The following is a 15,948-nucleotide window of genomic DNA, read 5'->3' as shown; positions in this document are numbered from 1 at the left end:
CGTTTTTCGCTGGGGATGGCGAACAAGCCGAAAATCCACTCAAGGTTTTGGAGAATGCGAAAGATGAAACTTAATCGCAGACATATCGCACTGGCTGCGTTGCTCTCGACGAGCCTGTTCACGGAGGCCTTTGCCGCCGATGAAACGAGGCTGAAAGCGATAACGGATGCCGCGATCAAGCCGGTCATGGAGAAGAACGGCATCCCCGGTCTTGCCGTTGGTATCAGCGTTGATGGTCAGAGCCACATCTTCACCTATGGCGTCATGTCCAAAAGCACGAATGAGCCCGTGACCCCGCAGACGCTGTTCGAACTCGGCTCCATCTCCAAGACATTCACCGTCACGCTCAGCACCTATGCCGAGATAAACGGCCAGCTCTCGCTTTCCGGCAAGGTCGAAGATTATCTTCCTTCCATGAAGGGCAAGCCTTTCGGCGATGTCACGCTGATGCATCTCGGCACCCACACTGCCGGCGGCTTTCCGATTCAGGTGCCCGACAACATCAAGACGGAACAGCAGTTGCTGGCCTATCTCAAGGCCTGGAAACCCTCCTACAAGCCCGGAACGCACCGAAGCTACGCCAATCCCAGCATCGGAATGCTGGGATACATCACCGCAAAAGCCATGGGGCAGAGCTTTGATGGCGCCATGCAGGACACGCTGTTCCCCGCGCTTGGCCTGAAGAACACCTTCACCGTGGTGCCCAAGGCAAAGATGGGTGACTACGCGCAGGGTTATAAGCGAACCAGCGAACCAGCCCGCATGACGCCCGCCATTCTTTCATCCGAGGCCTACGGCGTCAGATCGACAGCGCAGGACATGATCCGCTTCGTCAACGCCAATATGGGCCTTGAAAAGCTGGACGGAAAAATCCAGCAGGCGCTCATCAACACCCATACGGGATATTTCAGCGTCGACGCCATGACGCAGGATATGGTCTGGGAGCAATATGCCCATCCAACGCCGCTTAAGACGCTGCGAGACCTGAATTCCGGCGCCTTGCTCAAGACCGTTCCGGTCTCCGAAATCTCGCCGCCGATGAAGCCGCGTCAGGATGTCTTCATCAACAAGACCGGCTCCACCAATGGTTTCGGCGCCTATGTGGCGTTCATCCCCAGACAGAAATTGGGCATCGTCATTCTGGCCAATAAAAACTATCCCAACGAGGAGCGGGTTTCCGCTGCCTATGAGATCATGACGGCGCTTGAAAAAGCGCAATAAGACCGTCCGTCGATCTGGTGCTTTTTACCGGCGCGGGAGCCGATTTTTCCGCGCCGGAATGCGTAACAGTGGGTAACACGCCGTTGCCGATGACAGAGGCAGGCAATCGCGCTAACGGAGAAAAGATGCGCCGGCTGCCGATTCGATCTCGGTTACACGCGCAAATCATAAAAGCAAATCTCTGCGCGGCTACGGACTGAAACGGGAAAACCCGGGAAGCGCGTGCCGGCTGTTTCCTGGGGGGACGACATGAGCGATACCGGTGGTTATTTTCCGCGCTGGCGACTGAAAACCGAAGGGCGCATCCTGCCCGATGAGCGGCTGCCTGCGGGACAGACAGCGGTACTCGGTCTTCAGCATGTCGTGGCGATGTTCGGTTCCACGGTTCTTGCGCCGCTGATCATGGGGTTCGATCCGAATGTCTCGATCCTGTTTTCGGGTATCTCGACGCTCATTTTCTTCATTGCCGTCGGCGGTCGTGTGCCGAGCTATCTCGGCTCCTCCTTTGCCTTCATCGGCCCGGTGCTTGTGGCAACGGGCGCAGCCGCGGGTGCGGCAAGTCCTGATATCGCACTCGCACTCGGCGGCATCATCGCCGCCGGTGTGCTTTATGCGCTGATCGGCGTCATCGTCATGATCGCCGGCCATAACTGGATCGAAAAGCTGATGCCGCCGGTTCTGACCGGGGCGATCGTTGCGGCAATCGGTCTCGTTCTCGCCCCGATTGCGATCGCAAGCGCTTCCGGCTCCGGCCCCGGCAATCCCGATGGCGACCAGCTGTCGCGCTGGATTGCGATCCTGACGGTCACATCGGTCGGTGCGATTGCGGTCTATGCGCCCGGCATGGCGCGCCGTTTGCCCATTCTTCTCGGCGGCGCGATTGCCTATCTCGCTTATCTCGTGCTCGCCAACGGCTTCGGCTTCGGCAAGTCCGTCGACTTCTCGGGCGTGGCGGCTGCACCGTGGTTCGGATTGCCGACATTCACCGCACCGGTGTTTTCAGGATCCGCGATTGCCCTGATCGCGCCGGTCGTCGTCATTCTGGTGGCGGAAAATCTCGGACATATCAAGGCGATAGGCGCGATGACCGGGCAGAACCTTGATCGTTATCTCGGCCGCGCCTTTATCGGTGACGGCATTGCGACGATGTTCTCCGGCGCCTTCGGCGGAACCGGCATGACGACCTACGCCGAAAACATGGGCGTCATGGCGATAACCCGCATTTTCTCGACGCTCGTCTTCATCGTGGCTGCGCTCGTCGCCATCATCCTCGGCTTCTCGCCGAAATTCGGTGCGCTCATTCAGACCATACCGGGGCCGGTCATCGGCGGCCTTTCCGTCGTGGTCTTCGGCCTGATCGCTGCGACCGCCGGGCGGATATGGGTTGAAAACAAGGTCGATTTTTCCGAACCCCGCAACCTCATCACCGTGGGTATCGCGCTGGTGTTGGGCGCCGGCAACTTCAAGCTCAATGTCGCCGGCTTCACGCTCGACGGCATCGGCACGGCAACAATCGGGGCGATTGCCTTCTACCACCTGCTGGGTCTTGGCAGGCTCGCGTCAGGCAAGTGATGACTGCCGCCTGAACATCCGCCATCTGGAGAGGCAGCATCGGGTTTCCCGATGCTGCCGGGATCTATCGAGCAGGCCCCCTCACAGATGCGTGGAAGCACCTCGGACGGGTCGAGCCTGTCCATGAGCCTGTGTTTGAGAGCACCAAGAGAACGCCAGTTCGGTGCGCAGGCGCCCATGCTGATGGTGTTTTCGTTCCTCATCGTTTTCCTTGTTCCTGCAGCACTTTACGAAAGCTGGACGGTGCCGCTTGGATGCTGGAGGCAGGCGTCCGCCTCAACGGACGCCTGCCAGCCAAATTAGTAGTCCATGGCTCTGAGATCATCGAGCAGGCCGGGCCCTTTCGGCACCCAGCCGAGCTTCTTCCGTGTCAGGGCGCTGGAGGCCCTGAGGTCCATGGAGGCGAACAGGGCAAACCAGCCGAAATGGCCGGCAGCCTCCGTTTTCGGCAGCGAGACAACGGGCAGCCCAAGGCCCTCAGCAACGATCCCGGCAATGTCGCGCACGACAACGCCTTCTTCCGCCGCGGCATTATATCGAGCACCCCGCTCACCCCGAACGAGCGCCATCACGTAGAGCTTCGCCACATCGTCTACATGACCGGCCGACCAGCGATTGCCGCCGTCCTCGACATAAGCAACGACGCCTTTGTCGCGCGACATCTCTATATAAGGCGAGATGAGGCCCTGCTTCACCGTGTCATGCACCTGCGGAAGCCGGATGACACCGAGATTGACGCCCGCCTGCAATTGCTCCTGGCCCGCCAGTTCGGAGGCGATACGCGGGTTGAAATGATGGGTATCGAAGACATCCTCCCGCGCGGGTTCGCCATTGCCGGGATCGCCCATGCCGACCCCTGAGGTGATGAGCATCGGCCGTTCGGAGCCGGCCAATACGGAGCCCAACGCCGCGATCACCCGGCGATCCTTTTCGCAATTGGCGGCAAAATTCGCAAAATCATGATCGAAAGCCGTATGGATGACGGCATCGGCAGTTTCCGCGCCCGCGGCAAGCCCCGCCGCATCTTCCAGCGTGGCGATATGGGCGGAAGCGCCTGCGGCCTGCAGCGCTCTTGCGCCGGCCTCCGAGCGGGTTAGGCCGATAACCTCATGGCCGCTCGCCAGCAGTTCACGAAGAATACGGGATCCGATGAACCCGGTGGCACCTGTCAGAAAAACACGCATATAAATCTCCCGCGTTGACGGGGGCGGTGATCTCATGAAGAATTGTCCTGTTAAAGTAGTGACTTTATCATGGTATAATTCTCAACAGGCTGCGGCGGGAAATGCAATGGCGGATAATGCACTCAGCACCTTTCTGCGGGATCGCCGTATGCGGCTTGATCCCGCAACGTTCGGTTTTCCCGTCGGCCGCCGCCGCACACCGGGCCTGCGCCGGGAAGAGGTCGCCCAGCGCGCCAACATAAGTCCGACCTGGTATACCTGGCTGGAACAGGGCCGCGGCGGTTCGCCCTCGGCGGATGTGCTGGATCGTATCGCAAAAGGATTGATGCTGACCGATCCCGAGCGCGACCACCTGCATATACTGGCCTTCGGACATCCGCCCGAGCAGCGTTACCGTCAGCCCGAGACCATAACGCCCCGGCTGCAGGGCGTGCTTGACGCCATGCCCTTCAGCCCCGCCATCATCAGGACGGCGACATGGGATGTTCTGGCATGGAACCGCGCCGCCGCCCTCATCCTGACGGATTACAGCAAGCTGGCGAGGGAGAACCGCAACATCCTGCGTCTGATCTTCTCCGACGAACGGGTGCGCACCGCCCAGGAGGACTGGCGCAATGTCGCCCGTTATGTCGTCGGCGCGTTCCGGGCGGATGCGGCGCGCGCTGGCGCGGGGGCCGGCATCCAGCAACTGGTCGATGAGCTCTCGGCCGCCAGCCCCGAATTCAAGGCCATGTGGGATGATAACGAGGTCACAAGCATGCATGAGGGCCTCAAGCGCCTCCACCACCCGGTTCTCGGAACGATTGAACTGGAGTTTTCAAGCTTTGCGGTGGAGGGACGCTCGGATCTCAACATGATGGTCTATAATCCCGCCAATTCCGAGATGAGCGAGCGGTTTCGCTCGCTGATCGCAAAATCCGGTTGATTCCATCACGCCGTTCTATCCACCGTCTGGGCGCTCCGGTTCCAGAACCGAGACGCCCAGCCAGCGAGCGATACTCTCTTCAAGTTCCGCTTCCCGAGGAGCGCCTTCACAGGCCCAGGCGACAATGCCATCGGGGCGTATCAGCAATGCGCTCACGTCCATTCGATTTTCGGCATCCACCGCAACGTAGTTTAGCCGATCAGACCAGTGTTCCGCGACATCGCCGAACATTGGACGCGCATCGAAATCGAGCAGCACCGCACGGCAGCTCCGCAGGTGCTCATTCAGCCGTGTGCCGTCAAGGAGAGTTAAATCCGGCGCACTGCGGCCGACAAGGGCGTGAGGAGCGCCGAGATCGTAACGGATACCGATGCCCCAGACGCGCTCGGCGAAATAGGTTGCGCCATCGCCCGTGGCGGCGAGATCGCGGATGACGCCTTCCAGCGCCCGCGAGCTTCGGCTGGGCCGCATCAGCGCCACCTGCGCGCGCGACCAGTCCAGAACCTGCGAGGCTATGGGTTGGCGCTCGCTGGCATAACTGTCGAGCAGGTCTGCCGGCGCGTCGCCGCGGATGACCGCAGCAAGCTTCCAGCCAAGGTTCATCGCGTCGCCGAGGCCGAGATTGAGCCCCTGGCCGCCCAGCGGCGAGTGAATGTGGGCGGCATCGCCCGCCAGCAGCACGCGCTTGCGGCGATACTCCGCCGCCATGAAGGCGCGGTCGGTCCATGTGGTGGCCAGATCAAGCCTTGTTACCGAAACATCCGTGCCCGAGACCCTGCGCAGCACGGCTTCGACATGCTCGCGCGTGATCGATGCGGAACGGTGAAAAGCGCCACCGTCGAAATCGGCCATGGCGATCGTGCCTGTTGGCGTGAACATATACATGCCAGCAGCGGTATAATGGCGGCCGGGCTTCAGCGCCTCGGGATCGGCCAGTTCGACCTGTGCTGAATAGCCGGTGAATTCTGGTTCGGTGCCGGCAAAAGCGATCCCCGCCACCTTGCGCACCAGGCTGCGAGCGCCATCGGCCCCGACAAGCCAGCGGCCCCGAAACACCGCACCGCCCGCCTGAACGGTGATATCCTCCTCGGATTGCTCGAAACCTTCCACGGCAAAACCGCGCCGTATCTCGACGCCCAGAGCCTCGGCCCGCGCCGCCAGAACGGTCTCTATACCCGCCATGTCGGTGGCAAGGTTGCTGGGCGAACCGGCGAGGCGATAGGGCCAGCGCTGCGTGTCGATCTGGTCATGAAAAAACTGGATGCCTGCGAAATGCCCGGCGGGCCGCCGCTGCTGTTCTTTCATCCAATGCGCTGTCCCGGGCGTGTCACGGCCGGCCTCCCGCTCTTTGATCGCCTCTAGCAGACCACGCCGATCAAGGCTCTCGATCGTTGGCGCCGTCAGGCCACGCAGGCCGAAAGGAGGCCGCTTCAGGGGTGAATCCGGATATGGCGATGCTTCGAGAACCAGCACCGAGCAACCGGCCTGCCTTAACTCACAGGCGAGAAACAGGCCGACCGGGCCAGCGCCGGCGATCAGGACGTCATGAAAATAAACAGGGGGTGTGCGCATGGTCGGGCTCCTTTAAGTCGATGTTCGACCGGAGCGTTTCTCCAACCTGAGACCCACACGGACGAACAGATGGATGCGCAATGCATCCTTCGTTCGTCGCGGGGATCTCCGACCAGAGGCCAAAGACCAGAGCTTCCGTTACCAGAAGGACTTGGGCTTACCAAACCAAGTCTGCCTTTTCCGACGGGGCCAAAGTAGCGCAATGATTGGCGGTATGCAACGGATGGCGTAGTCGTTTGAAGCTCTCGGCAATGTCGGGACGGTGCTATATGTCATGACCTGCCCGTTGCGGCGGCCGTCGCGCGTGCTGGTGCAATGATCGTCAGAGCCGTCGGCCGGATGCCGGGAGGTCGACTGGATGAGCATCCCGGCGTCAGCATAGACCTCATGCTGGATGATCGCGCCGTTGACCTGATCTGTGAGAACTTTGATCGTATATTAGGGACAGGCATCCGCAGACCCGGCAAAAGAAGGGGTATGCATTCCGCTATCTTGCCGGCACGCGGCCAATGCCCGTCGCTTCGATTAAAGGAGGTTCGGGATCGGGTACGACTGATAATGTGTGTTTGAGACATTTGAGCGCGAAACAGGATCGGGAGTGGCGCACGCCCTCTATCTTATAGAGTTTCCGCCGCAGAAACTGTTCGTAACCTGCGGTTCCCGCCACCGCCACCTTGATGAGATAATCATATTCACCTGTTGTCAGATAGGCTTCCAACACCTCCGGAAGAGCGGCCATCGCTTCCCCGAAACGCTCCAGAACCTCGTCGTCGTGGCGCTCCAGCATCACTTCGATGATGACGGTTTCCGTCAGTCCGAGCTTGGCCTGATCGAGAATGGCGGTGTAGCCGCGAATGACCCCTTCGTCTTCCAGCCGCTTGACGCGCTGCCAGCAGGGGCTGGGCGAAAGCCCCACCTTTTCCGAAAGCTCCGAATTGCTCAACCTGCCGTTCTCCAGCAGGGTGCGCAATATTTTGCGGTCAATTCTGTCCAGCGGCTTCGTCATGCCGGCCTCCCCAAAATACGTTGCAAAAAAATCTGCCGTCGCGGCGGCAGCCTGCGAAAGAAGTGTTTTCCGACGCGCCGTTTGGTGGTGTCATTCGAAAGCACCTTCGGCTGATCTTTGAGTACCGTACTGCAAGGTACAGGCAGCAGGAGGAGCAGGCGTGGCACCGATAGAACAGCAACATTTTCCAAGGCCGAGAACGCTCATCCATCCCGGCATTTCTGCGCCGGTGCGCATCAACAGCCTTCGCTCGCCATCTGCGCGCCATGTGCGGCTGTTCATCGCGCCGGGGCGTAGCCTTTACGACGGCATCGTGCGGCCGCTCTTCGAAAACGGCATTGAGAATGCCTCGCTCACCATTCTCGGCGGCTATTTTGACATATTGTCCTATTGCGTGGCCCCGCCCGACCCTTCCGGCAGGGCGGTCATTGCCTATACCAAGCCCATCGACGCCGGTGCTGCCTGGCTTGTCTTCGGCAATGCCACGCTTGGGCGCAGCATGAAGGGAGAGCCGATCGTCCATTGCCATGCCGCCATGCGCACGGCGGCGGGTGTGGTCAAAGGCGGCCATTTGCTGACTGAATCCTGTATTGTCGGCGAAAACGGCGTTTCCGCCCTGGTGACGTCACTCGACAGTTTCGTGCTGCAGCAGTCCTTCGACCCTGAAACCAATATTCCCCTTCTTCAACCAAGGAACCGTACGGAGCGCGCCGATGAACACGCATAACACTGTCGAGACCGGCTCCATGGGGCGTGTGGCCTATGCCCGCATCGCACCCAATGAAGACCTCGTTCTCGGTGTCGAAAAACTGTGTCTGGCCGAAGGTTTTCGAAATGCCTTCGTGCGCGGTGCGCTGGGGAGTCTGGTCGATGCGTGCCTTGGCACGCGCAGCGGCGCATTCTTGCAGATAAGCGGTCCCGCCGTTGAAATCGTCTCCATCGCCGGTGAGGTGCGCGCCCAGCCCGATGGCTCGCTGCGTGCCGCGTTGACCGGTGTCGTGGCCGATACCGAAGGTTCGGTTTATGGCGGACCCTTCATCGCCGGCGCCAACCCGGTTTGCATGACGTTTGAAGTGACGCTGGAAGAATGGTTGCCCGCGGAAAAGCCGCAGGCGGCGTGAATTGCGGTGAGGCGGGCCGTTAAGTTGCGCAGGGCAACTCATGCGGCGCGCCCTTGTTTTTCGGTCAGAAGCAGCTCGAACGTGACGCAGACCGGGTTTTTGCCGCGCACCAGCCGCCCGCCGCTGATATGCTTGGTGAGATCGACCATCGCAATATCCAACACCGCCTGTTCGCCGCCCGCGGCGGAAGGGCCGATGCGGCCATTGCGGATGAGGATTTCGCTGGCATAGGCGGTGAGACTTGTTCCGTCTTCGTAGTCCGCACCGATCAGGCTGCCGATGCCGTTGACCTCGGCCTCCCGAAGACCGAACTGGGTAGAGGCCGCTTCAAGGGCGGTGCAGATATCGGTATTTGGCCGCACCGTACATAACAACGCCCGCAGGCCTGAACCTGTTCGGCTGCGCGGTTGCGGAATAGGGGTGAAGAGGGGGAAATTGGTTTCCTCATCCTTTTGCACATCGAGGATTGCGCCATCCAGCGCCAGCGCCTCAAGCGGCGTTTCCCCGGCAAATTCGGCCTCGAAGGGCAGCAGATGCCCCATGGAGACAACGCCGTCGGCACTTTTCCAAGAACCATGGCAGTGCAGAAACGGCTCCCCATCCCGCCGGCCCATATGCAGGCCGGCGTCGATGATGGTGCCATCAGGCATGGAGAAGGTTTCACTGTACCAAGCGGCATGGCTGTCATCGGGGGCGGCCGCGGGCATGACGTAGTGCAAATGCTTCATCGGCACATTTTTCAGCCGGACATAACCGCCATCGAAACCCTGCTCCGCAAAGGCATCGGCAATCGCTTCGTTAACGCACACGCCGGGCCTCACCATCAGCGTGACCGGATGCGCGTGGCAGCCGAGAACGCGAAAGCGCTCGGGCGTTGTCGGTCCGGGATGGACGATGCGGCGGGGAAGCTCTTGCGTGGCTGTCTCCGTCATACCGCAAGGCCTGCAGTGATGAAGCCGCCATCCACGGCCAACACCTGTCCGTTGACGTAGCTCGCGTCGTCCGACACCAAAAACGCCACGGCTGAGGCGATCTCGTCCGTCCTGCCATAGCGATGCATGGGAACGCGGCTATGCCATTGGTTGCGGACATTTTCCGTATGAACCGCCTGGGTCAGCGGGGTGTCGACCGGACCGGGAGCAATTGCGTTGACACGAATGCCTGATTGACCCAGCTCGTTTGCCATTACCATCGTCAGAAGATTGACGCCGCCTTTCGAAGCGCCATAGGCGCTGCGGCCACGATTTCCACACATGCCGGAAACAGAGCTGATATTCACGATCGAGCCGGCAATATCGCGCTCCAGCCAGTAACGTGCGGCAGTGCGCGCTACCGCGAAGCTGCCGACGAGATTGACATCAACGATACGGCGAAATTCTTCGACGCTTGTGTCGACGGACAGCTTGTCGATACCGATGCCGGCGCTGTTGACGACGGCGACCAGATCAACCGCATGATCGGCACCGTTAGCCGTCAGGGCGGCGAAAGCCGTCTCTATCGATGCCTCGTCCGCAACGTTGCAGACGATGCCCCGCGAGAGATCGATACCGAGCTTTTCGCAGGCTATATCCAGCGCCTCGCGCTTGAGATCCAGCAACCATGGCTGCCAGCCGCGCGCCATCAGGAGCTGCGCAGTGGAGAAACCGATGCCGGATGCACCACCCGTGATCGCGACGGCCCCTTTTGTCCCTGTTTTCTCTTGTGTCATACCGTCTCCTCCCGATTGAATGTCACGCCTGTCAGCCTGTCCGCTTTTCTTCGAAAGCCGGCATCTGACCGCGTTTCTCCAGTTCCTCGCGGATCATTTTCTTGGTGATCTTGCCGTAGGCGGATTTCGGCATGGCATCCCAGAACACCACTGATTTCGGCAGCTTGTAGCGGGCCATCTTGCCTTCCAGATATGCCTTCAGATCGATGGCGGCGATATCCGCGCCCTCGCGGGCCACGCACACGGCCACACCGACCTCGCCCCACACCGCGTCCGGCACACCCAGAACCGCAGTCTCGCTGATGTCAGGATGCATGAGGATCTTTTCCTCGATTTCGCGCGGATAGATGTTCGAGCCGCCGGAAATATACATGTCGGAGGCGCGCCCGGTGATGTAGAGGAAGCCGTTCTCATCGCGATGACCAAGGTCGCCCGTGCGGAACCAGCCATTGCGGAAGGCTTTGGCATTTGCCTCGGGATTATCGTAGTAGCCGGCGAAAACGGCGGGACCGATTACACAAATTTCGCCGGTTTCGCCTGCGCCAACCTCCTCGCCAGCATCGTTCTGGATCTGCACTTCCATGGCGGTGCGGTCGAAGCCGCAGGTGCCGATGCGCGTTTCCGGACCGTCCTCGGCGTTATGAAAAGAAGGCGGCAGCACGGTGATGTTACCGGTGACTTCACCCAGGCCGAAATATTGCACCAGCACCGGGCCGAGCTTTGCAAGCGCCCGTTTCTGGTCCGCGCGATACATCGGCGCGCCGGCATAGATGACATAGCGCAGCGAGGAGTGATCGAAACGATCCACAGAGGGGTCTTCGACGAGCATTTTAAGGATGGTCGGTACAGTGAAGGCGTTGGTGATACCCCATTTTTCGATCAGCGCCCAGACGGCGGGCACATCGAGTTTTTCCGCCGCCGGAAGCACTGTTTTCGCGCCATGCGCCACCTGCACCAGCTGGTGAATGCCCGCACCGTGTGAAAGCGGGGCAACGACGATGGAGGCGTCGTCCGGTCCGGTGCCGGGCATCAGATCGCAGAGATGGTTGGTGATGACGAACGCCATCTGGCCATGGGTAAGCACTGCAGCCTTGGGCCGGCCGGTGGTGCCTGAGGTGAAGAAGAACCAACACGGGTCATCCCGATCCACTGCCTGGCTTTTGACTTTGTGCCCCATATGACGGGCCACGATTGCATCGTAATCCTCACCGAACTCTGCCGTGCCGATGGCGATGCTGAAATCGATCTTGCTTGCCTCATGGCTGGCTTTAGCATGATCGGGAAAAGCACTGGCGCAAATCATGCCGCGTGCGCCGCTGGCCTTCGCCAGATAGGCAACTTCATCGGGCGATTGACGGTAATTGGTCGGCACCCACACCGCACCCACGCGGAAGCATGCGAACATGGATTCGAACATCTGGTTGTTGTTGGAGGACTGCACCAGAATGCGGTCCCCCTTTCGGACGTTGAATTCAGTCTCCAGCGCATGGGCCATTGCGTCGACGCGGGCTTCCATTTGAGCCCAGCTCCAAGTCTTTTCACCCCAGACGAAACCGATATGGTCCGGGTTGCGGCGTGCCGCCTGCGTCAGGAAATGCGAGAGGTTCATCACCCGCGTGGTGGAGGGCGCAACCCCGCCCGCGGGATGCTGCACGGCACTTTGCATCGTCATTTCACACGCTCCATGATCGAGACGTAATTGGCAACCGCCGTGCCCCCCATGTTGAACACGCCAGCCAGGGAGGCCTTGGGAATTTGCATGTCGCCTGCCTCGCCCATCAATTGCATCGCCGCCATGACATGCATGGAAACGCCGGTCGCCCCGACGGGATGACCTTTCGATTTCAATCCACCCGATGGGTTGATTGGCAGACGTCCGGTCTTCAGCGCCGTTCCATCCTGGACAACGCGATATCCTTCACCGGGCTTCGCAAGCCCCATGGCCTCATATTCGATAAGTTCGGCAATGGTGAAGCAGTCGTGCGTTTCAACGAAAGAGAGGTCGTCGAGCGTTGCGCCGGCAAGTTCCAGCGAGCCGGCCCAGGCGCGGCGCGCGCCTTCGAATGCCAACGGATCGCGACGGCTCAATGCCATGACGTCGTTGACATGCTTGCGGCCCCGGAAACCGATGGCGCGGTTGAGTGTGGCTGCCGTTTCCTCGTCGGCCAAAATGATCGCGGCAGCGCCATCCGAAATCAGCGAGCAGTCGGTGCGGCGCAGCGGGCCTGCGACGTAGGGGTTCTTGTCCGAAACCGTATTGCAGAAATCGAAGCCGAAATCCTTGCGCATATGGGCATAGGGATTGACCGCGCCATTGGCGTGGTTCTTTGCGGCAATCATCGCCAGCTCTTCCGAGCGGTCGCCATAACGTTGAAAATATGCCTGTGCGATGCGGCCGAACTGGCCGGCAAACCCGCCGGGAATATTGGCCTCCTCCGCACGGTAACAGGCGGAGAGCAGGATTTCGCCCACCTCTGCGGTCGGCAGCGCCGTCATTTTTTCCGCGCCGACAACGAGCGCGATGCGGCCGCGCCCGGCTTCGATGAAATCCATGGCGCTGTAGAGGGCGGCCGATCCCGTTGAGCAGGCATTTTCGAAACGCACTGCCGGCGTATAAGCGAGGCGCTCATCGCCCATGGCTACTAGCGCACCCTGAAAATCCTGTTTCGAGAAGCCATTGTTCATCACGCCAACGAAAATGCCGTCGATATCGCCGACATCGACGCCCGCATGGTCTATGGCCGGCGCCACGACCGAAGCCATCAGTTGCTCGGTATTTTCAAGGGCCGACTTGCCGAAAGGCGAATGCGCCCAGCCAACGATCTGCGCTTTGCTCATTTGCTCGTTCTCCTTGTTTGCCGTTTCGTGTCGCCTTCGCCGCGCGTGCGGGCGCGGCTGGCCATCATTTCTGCGATGCGTGTCTCGATGCGGGTTACTTCCTCGCGCAGCAGCGCCGCCAGTTCCGGCTGGCGCTCCGGCCGCATGCGGCTATCCACAGCGGCAATGCTCAACGCTCCCGCCACCGCGCCGTCAGGCGTGCGGATGGCGACGCCGATGCCCCAGGAATTAGAAAGGATCAGGCCGGGGTTCAGCGAATAGCCATTGGTTCTCGTCAACTCGACATCACGGCGCAGCCCCTCCAGCGTGATGCCGGGATAGTTGGCGGCAATCAGCCCGCTATTGGCCGCAATGATACTTTCCACCTCGGCGTCTGGCAGCGCCGCCAGCATGGCGAGCGAACCCGCACCAATACCCAAGGGGTGTTCGAAACCGGCCTGAAGCGCATGGGTGCGCACCGGCCAGGTGCCTTCTTCGCGGTAAAGGCACAGGGCAAATGTATCACGGCGCACGGAAAGGAAGCTCGAGTCCTCCGAGCGGCGGGAAATGCGCGTCAGGCCGTCCTGCGCCATTTGAAGAAGGCCAAACCGGCGCGATGACAGGCTGCCCAGCACATAGGTTTCTTCGCCGAGGTAATAACGCCGCGTTTCCTCATCCTGCTCCACAAGGCCGGCGCGGATCAGAGCCAGCAGCAGGCGGCGGGCCGTGGGTTTGTTCAGTCCGCTTTCTGTCACGATGACCGAAAGCGCCACGCCGCGTTCCGCGTGCCTCCCGACCATGGAAAGCAGCGCCAGAGCCCGGTCCACCGCGCGCGCGCCTGTCAGATCGTTTTCTACCGGGATCGTTGTTGTTGTTGCCATTTCAGGAAAACGCCCCCACCGCACAGCTTTGCCCGCCATCGACCGGCAAACAGACGCCGGTGATGAACTTAGCCTCATCAGATGCGAGAAAAACGGCGGCGCGGGCAATATCGAAGGCATCGCCCATGCGGCCCACCGGGACGGCGGCATTGCGCGCCGCCACCATCTCCTCGACAGACGCATATTGATTACTGATCTGCTTGTAGATCAGTGGGGTGTCGATCATCCCCGGAAGAATGCAATTGGCGCGAATGCCCTGCCGGGCATATTGCATGGCCAGCGCCACAGTCGCCTGATTTACAGCTGCCTTCATGGCGTAATAGGCAAAATAGGGATAGCCGGTCCAGCGAATGGAGGCGAGCGACGAGATATTGACAATGGCCCCTCCGCCCTGCGCCAACATCACCGGCAACACAGCCTTGGAGGTGCGATAAACGGAGCCGATATTGAGATCGACCGAGGCGCGAAAGCTTTCCTCATCCAGCTCAACCGGCCCGCCCATATGGGTCACGCCGACATTATTGTGCAGAATATCGATGCCACCAAAGGCCTCGCAGGCGCGGTCAACGGTGACCGATACGGACTGTAGATCAGTGACATCGGCAGCAACCGCAATCGCCTCCAGACCTTCGCCGCGAATGATCTCAGCCGTCTCTTCAGCCGCGTCAGCGGAGAGATCGACACAGGCTACGCGCGCGCCTTCGCGGGCAAATTGCACGGCTGCAGCCTTGCCGTTGCCAAAACCCGGACCCGATGATCCTGCGCCAAACACAAGCGCGCGTTTTCCCGTCAGGCGACCTGTCAAAGCAGTCTCCATTCCAATCGTCAGACATAGTCGGGTTGGCCCCGCTACGGGCGGGGCCAGTTATACAACGGACCGATCAGGTCAGGCTTGCGCCAACGGCCTTTTCAAGAATGGCCCAGGCTTCATCGCCGTATTTGCCTTTCCATTCGGAATAGAAGCCTGCGTCTTTCAGCGCGGCGCGGAAGAGTGTCGCATCCGTGTCGTTGAAGGTCATGCCCTTGGAAATCAGATCTTCCTTGACCGAGGCATTGAGCTTCGCCACGTCAGCACGTTCATCCTTGCCGGACTGGTTGAGATTTTTGGCAACGATGGCGCGCAGGTCATCGGGCAGACGTTCCCAGGCGCGCTTATTGGCCAGGAACCAGAAACCGTCCCACATGTGGTTGGTGACCGAGCAGAATTTCTGCACTTCGAACAGCTTGGCGGTGGAAATGATCGCCAGCGGATTCTCCTGGCCATCGACCACGCCGGTCTGCAGCGCGGTATAGACCTCGGCGAAATTGATCGAGGCGGGGGCCGACTTGAAGGCCTTGAACATCGAGGTCCAGAGCGGGCTTACCGGCACGCGGATCTTGAAGCTTTCGAGATCGGCCGGCGTGGCGATGGGCTTGGACGCGCTGGTGATCTGGCGGAAGCCGTTATCCCAGATCGTGTCCATGGCAACGAGGTTCTGCTTGGCAATTTCGCCGCGCACATATTTTCCGAGATCGCCATCCATGGCCGCCCATACGGAATCATAGTTCGGGAACGCGAAACCGATGCCGCTGATGGAGGCGTTCGGCACCAGCGTCGACAGGATCAGCGGCGACAGCGTGAAGAATTCAACGCCTCCCGAGCGCACCTGGCTCAGCACGTCCGTATCTGCGCCCAACTGGCTGCTGGGGAAGATATTGATCATCACCTGCCCATCGGTTTCCTTGGCGATCCGGTCAGCGGCCTCCTTGGCGCGAATGTTCATCGGGTGCGCGGCAGGCAGATTGTTGGCATATTTATAATTGTACTGGGCAGCGCGGGCGCGCGACACGAAGGCTGTGGCCAGAACGGCGGAACCGGCGCCGGCGAGCATGGTACGTCTGTTGATATTCATTGCTTTCTCCTCCCAAAATAAAGCATGCATCATTCATCGGCGTGGCGGG

General features: G+C 60.5%; 16 protein-coding genes. 6 read left to right on the top strand and 10 right to left on the bottom strand.

Going from position 1 to position 15,948, the window contains the following annotated elements; genetic code table 11:
* Nucleotides 1–63: 63 nt before the first annotated feature.
* The 3 genes from ampC to CFB10_RS24105 all read left to right on the top strand — a co-directional run bounded on the left by ampC (nt 64) and on the right by CFB10_RS24105 (nt 3,096).
* Complete coding sequence (ampC, locus tag CFB10_RS22525) at nt 64–1,221, top strand: class C beta-lactamase (RefSeq protein WP_026372398.1); 1,158 nt, start codon at nt 64–66, stop codon at nt 1,219–1,221.
* 249 nt (nt 1,222–1,470) lie between these two features.
* Nucleotides 1,471–2,793, top strand: a complete 1,323-nt coding sequence (locus CFB10_RS22520) for a solute carrier family 23 protein (RefSeq protein ID WP_026372397.1) — start codon at nt 1,471–1,473, stop codon at nt 2,791–2,793.
* A 135-nt stretch (nt 2,794–2,928) separates the two neighbouring features.
* The gene (locus CFB10_RS24105) at nt 2,929–3,096 is read left to right on the top strand and encodes a hypothetical protein (RefSeq protein WP_156037634.1); all 168 of its coding nucleotides are present in this window, start codon (nt 2,929–2,931) and stop codon (nt 3,094–3,096) included.
* Here CFB10_RS24105 and CFB10_RS22510 read toward each other — a convergent pair.
* On the bottom strand, nt 3,093–3,977 hold the full coding sequence (locus CFB10_RS22510; RefSeq protein ID WP_026372395.1) for an SDR family oxidoreductase: 885 nt from the start codon (nt 3,975–3,977) through the stop codon (nt 3,093–3,095). The two genes, CFB10_RS24105 and CFB10_RS22510, sit on opposite strands and share 4 nt — an antisense overlap.
* Before the next feature lie 106 nt (nt 3,978–4,083).
* On the opposite strand from CFB10_RS22510, the gene CFB10_RS22505 reads away from it, so the two are divergent.
* Nucleotides 4,084–4,902, top strand: coding sequence for a helix-turn-helix transcriptional regulator (locus CFB10_RS22505; protein ID WP_026372394.1), 819 nt, complete (start codon nt 4,084–4,086; stop codon nt 4,900–4,902).
* Nucleotides 4,903–4,917: 15 nt separating this feature from the next.
* On the opposite strand, the gene CFB10_RS22500 is transcribed toward CFB10_RS22505, so the two are convergent.
* The gene (locus tag CFB10_RS22500) at nt 4,918–6,474 is read right to left on the bottom strand and encodes an FAD-dependent monooxygenase (protein WP_026372393.1); all 1,557 of its coding nucleotides are present in this window, start codon (nt 6,472–6,474) and stop codon (nt 4,918–4,920) included.
* Between the two features lie 487 nt (nt 6,475–6,961).
* Entirely contained in the window at nt 6,962–7,480 is a 519-nt protein-coding gene (locus CFB10_RS22495; RefSeq protein ID WP_026372392.1) for an Lrp/AsnC family transcriptional regulator, read from the bottom strand.
* A gap of 160 nt (nt 7,481–7,640) precedes the next feature.
* On the opposite strand from CFB10_RS22495, the gene CFB10_RS22490 reads away from it, so the two are divergent.
* Nucleotides 7,641–8,207, top strand: a complete 567-nt coding sequence (locus CFB10_RS22490; protein ID WP_026372391.1) for a hypothetical protein — start codon at nt 7,641–7,643, stop codon at nt 8,205–8,207.
* Nucleotides 8,194–8,601, top strand: coding sequence for a PPC domain-containing DNA-binding protein (locus CFB10_RS22485; RefSeq protein WP_026372390.1), 408 nt, complete (start codon nt 8,194–8,196; stop codon nt 8,599–8,601). The genes CFB10_RS22490 and CFB10_RS22485 overlap by 14 nt, the downstream gene beginning before the upstream one ends.
* A 38-nt stretch (nt 8,602–8,639) precedes the next feature.
* Here the strand turns inward: CFB10_RS22485 and CFB10_RS22480 are convergent, their stop codons facing one another.
* The 7 genes from CFB10_RS22480 to CFB10_RS22450 all read right to left on the bottom strand — a co-directional run bounded on the left by CFB10_RS22480 (nt 8,640) and on the right by CFB10_RS22450 (nt 15,899).
* Complete coding sequence (locus CFB10_RS22480; RefSeq protein ID WP_026372389.1) at nt 8,640–9,533, bottom strand: DUF296 domain-containing protein; 894 nt, start codon at nt 9,531–9,533, stop codon at nt 8,640–8,642.
* Entirely contained in the window at nt 9,530–10,309 is a 780-nt protein-coding gene (locus CFB10_RS22475; protein WP_026372388.1) for an SDR family NAD(P)-dependent oxidoreductase, read from the bottom strand. Before CFB10_RS22475 ends, CFB10_RS22480 begins: the two co-directional genes overlap by 4 nt.
* Before the next feature lie 31 nt (nt 10,310–10,340).
* Nucleotides 10,341–11,981, bottom strand: a complete 1,641-nt coding sequence (locus CFB10_RS22470; RefSeq protein WP_026372387.1) for an acyl-CoA synthetase — start codon at nt 11,979–11,981, stop codon at nt 10,341–10,343.
* The gene (locus CFB10_RS22465; protein ID WP_026372386.1) at nt 11,978–13,147 is read right to left on the bottom strand and encodes an acetyl-CoA acetyltransferase; all 1,170 of its coding nucleotides are present in this window, start codon (nt 13,145–13,147) and stop codon (nt 11,978–11,980) included. Before CFB10_RS22465 ends, CFB10_RS22470 begins: the two co-directional genes overlap by 4 nt.
* Nucleotides 13,144–14,007 (bottom strand): IclR family transcriptional regulator, encoded by an 864-nt coding sequence (locus CFB10_RS22460; RefSeq protein ID WP_026372385.1) that lies wholly within the window; start codon nt 14,005–14,007, stop codon nt 13,144–13,146. The genes CFB10_RS22465 and CFB10_RS22460 overlap by 4 nt, the downstream gene beginning before the upstream one ends.
* Nucleotide 14,008: 1 nt before the next feature.
* Nucleotides 14,009–14,812 carry an SDR family NAD(P)-dependent oxidoreductase gene (locus CFB10_RS22455; RefSeq protein ID WP_026372384.1) on the bottom strand — a complete coding sequence of 268 codons (804 nt, stop codon included), beginning with the start codon at nt 14,810–14,812 and terminating at the stop codon, nt 14,009–14,011.
* Nucleotides 14,813–14,888: 76 nt separating this feature from the next.
* Nucleotides 14,889–15,899, bottom strand: a complete 1,011-nt coding sequence (locus CFB10_RS22450) for a TRAP transporter substrate-binding protein (protein WP_026372383.1) — start codon at nt 15,897–15,899, stop codon at nt 14,889–14,891.
* Nucleotides 15,900–15,948 lie beyond the last annotated feature (49 nt).

It is taken from the genome of Agrobacterium sp. 719_389, from assembly GCF_900188475.1.
GTDB classification, from domain to species: Bacteria; Pseudomonadota; Alphaproteobacteria; order Rhizobiales; family Rhizobiaceae; genus Agrobacterium; species Agrobacterium radiobacter.
The sequence above is the reverse complement of the archived record's forward strand: the minus strand, read 5'-3'. Positions and strand labels throughout refer to the sequence as shown.

Excerpts from the sequence above, each read along its gene's own strand:
- ampC (WP_026372398.1), top strand. The coding sequence starts at position 64 with ATGAAACTTAATCGCAGACATATCGCACTGGCTGCGTTGCTCTCGACG.
- CFB10_RS22495 (WP_026372392.1), bottom strand. The coding sequence starts at position 7,480 with ATGACGAAGCCGCTGGACAGAATTGACCGCAAAATATTGCGCACCCTG.
- CFB10_RS22475 (WP_026372388.1), bottom strand. The coding sequence starts at position 10,309 with ATGACACAAGAGAAAACAGGGACAAAAGGGGCCGTCGCGATCACGGGT.
- CFB10_RS22505 (WP_026372394.1), top strand. The coding sequence starts at position 4,084 with ATGGCGGATAATGCACTCAGCACCTTTCTGCGGGATCGCCGTATGCGG.
- CFB10_RS22465 (WP_026372386.1), bottom strand. The coding sequence starts at position 13,147 with ATGAGCAAAGCGCAGATCGTTGGCTGGGCGCATTCGCCTTTCGGCAAG.
- CFB10_RS22510 (WP_026372395.1), bottom strand. The coding sequence starts at position 3,977 with ATGCGTGTTTTTCTGACAGGTGCCACCGGGTTCATCGGATCCCGTATT.
- CFB10_RS22470 (WP_026372387.1), bottom strand. The coding sequence starts at position 11,981 with ATGACGATGCAAAGTGCCGTGCAGCATCCCGCGGGCGGGGTTGCGCCC.
- CFB10_RS22460 (WP_026372385.1), bottom strand. The coding sequence starts at position 14,007 with ATGGCAACAACAACAACGATCCCGGTAGAAAACGATCTGACAGGCGCG.
- CFB10_RS22485 (WP_026372390.1), top strand. The coding sequence starts at position 8,194 with ATGAACACGCATAACACTGTCGAGACCGGCTCCATGGGGCGTGTGGCC.
- CFB10_RS22480 (WP_026372389.1), bottom strand. The coding sequence starts at position 9,533 with ATGACGGAGACAGCCACGCAAGAGCTTCCCCGCCGCATCGTCCATCCC.
- CFB10_RS22500 (WP_026372393.1), bottom strand. The coding sequence starts at position 6,474 with ATGCGCACACCCCCTGTTTATTTTCATGACGTCCTGATCGCCGGCGCT.
- CFB10_RS22520 (WP_026372397.1), top strand. The coding sequence starts at position 1,471 with ATGAGCGATACCGGTGGTTATTTTCCGCGCTGGCGACTGAAAACCGAA.
- CFB10_RS22450 (WP_026372383.1), bottom strand. The coding sequence starts at position 15,899 with ATGAATATCAACAGACGTACCATGCTCGCCGGCGCCGGTTCCGCCGTT.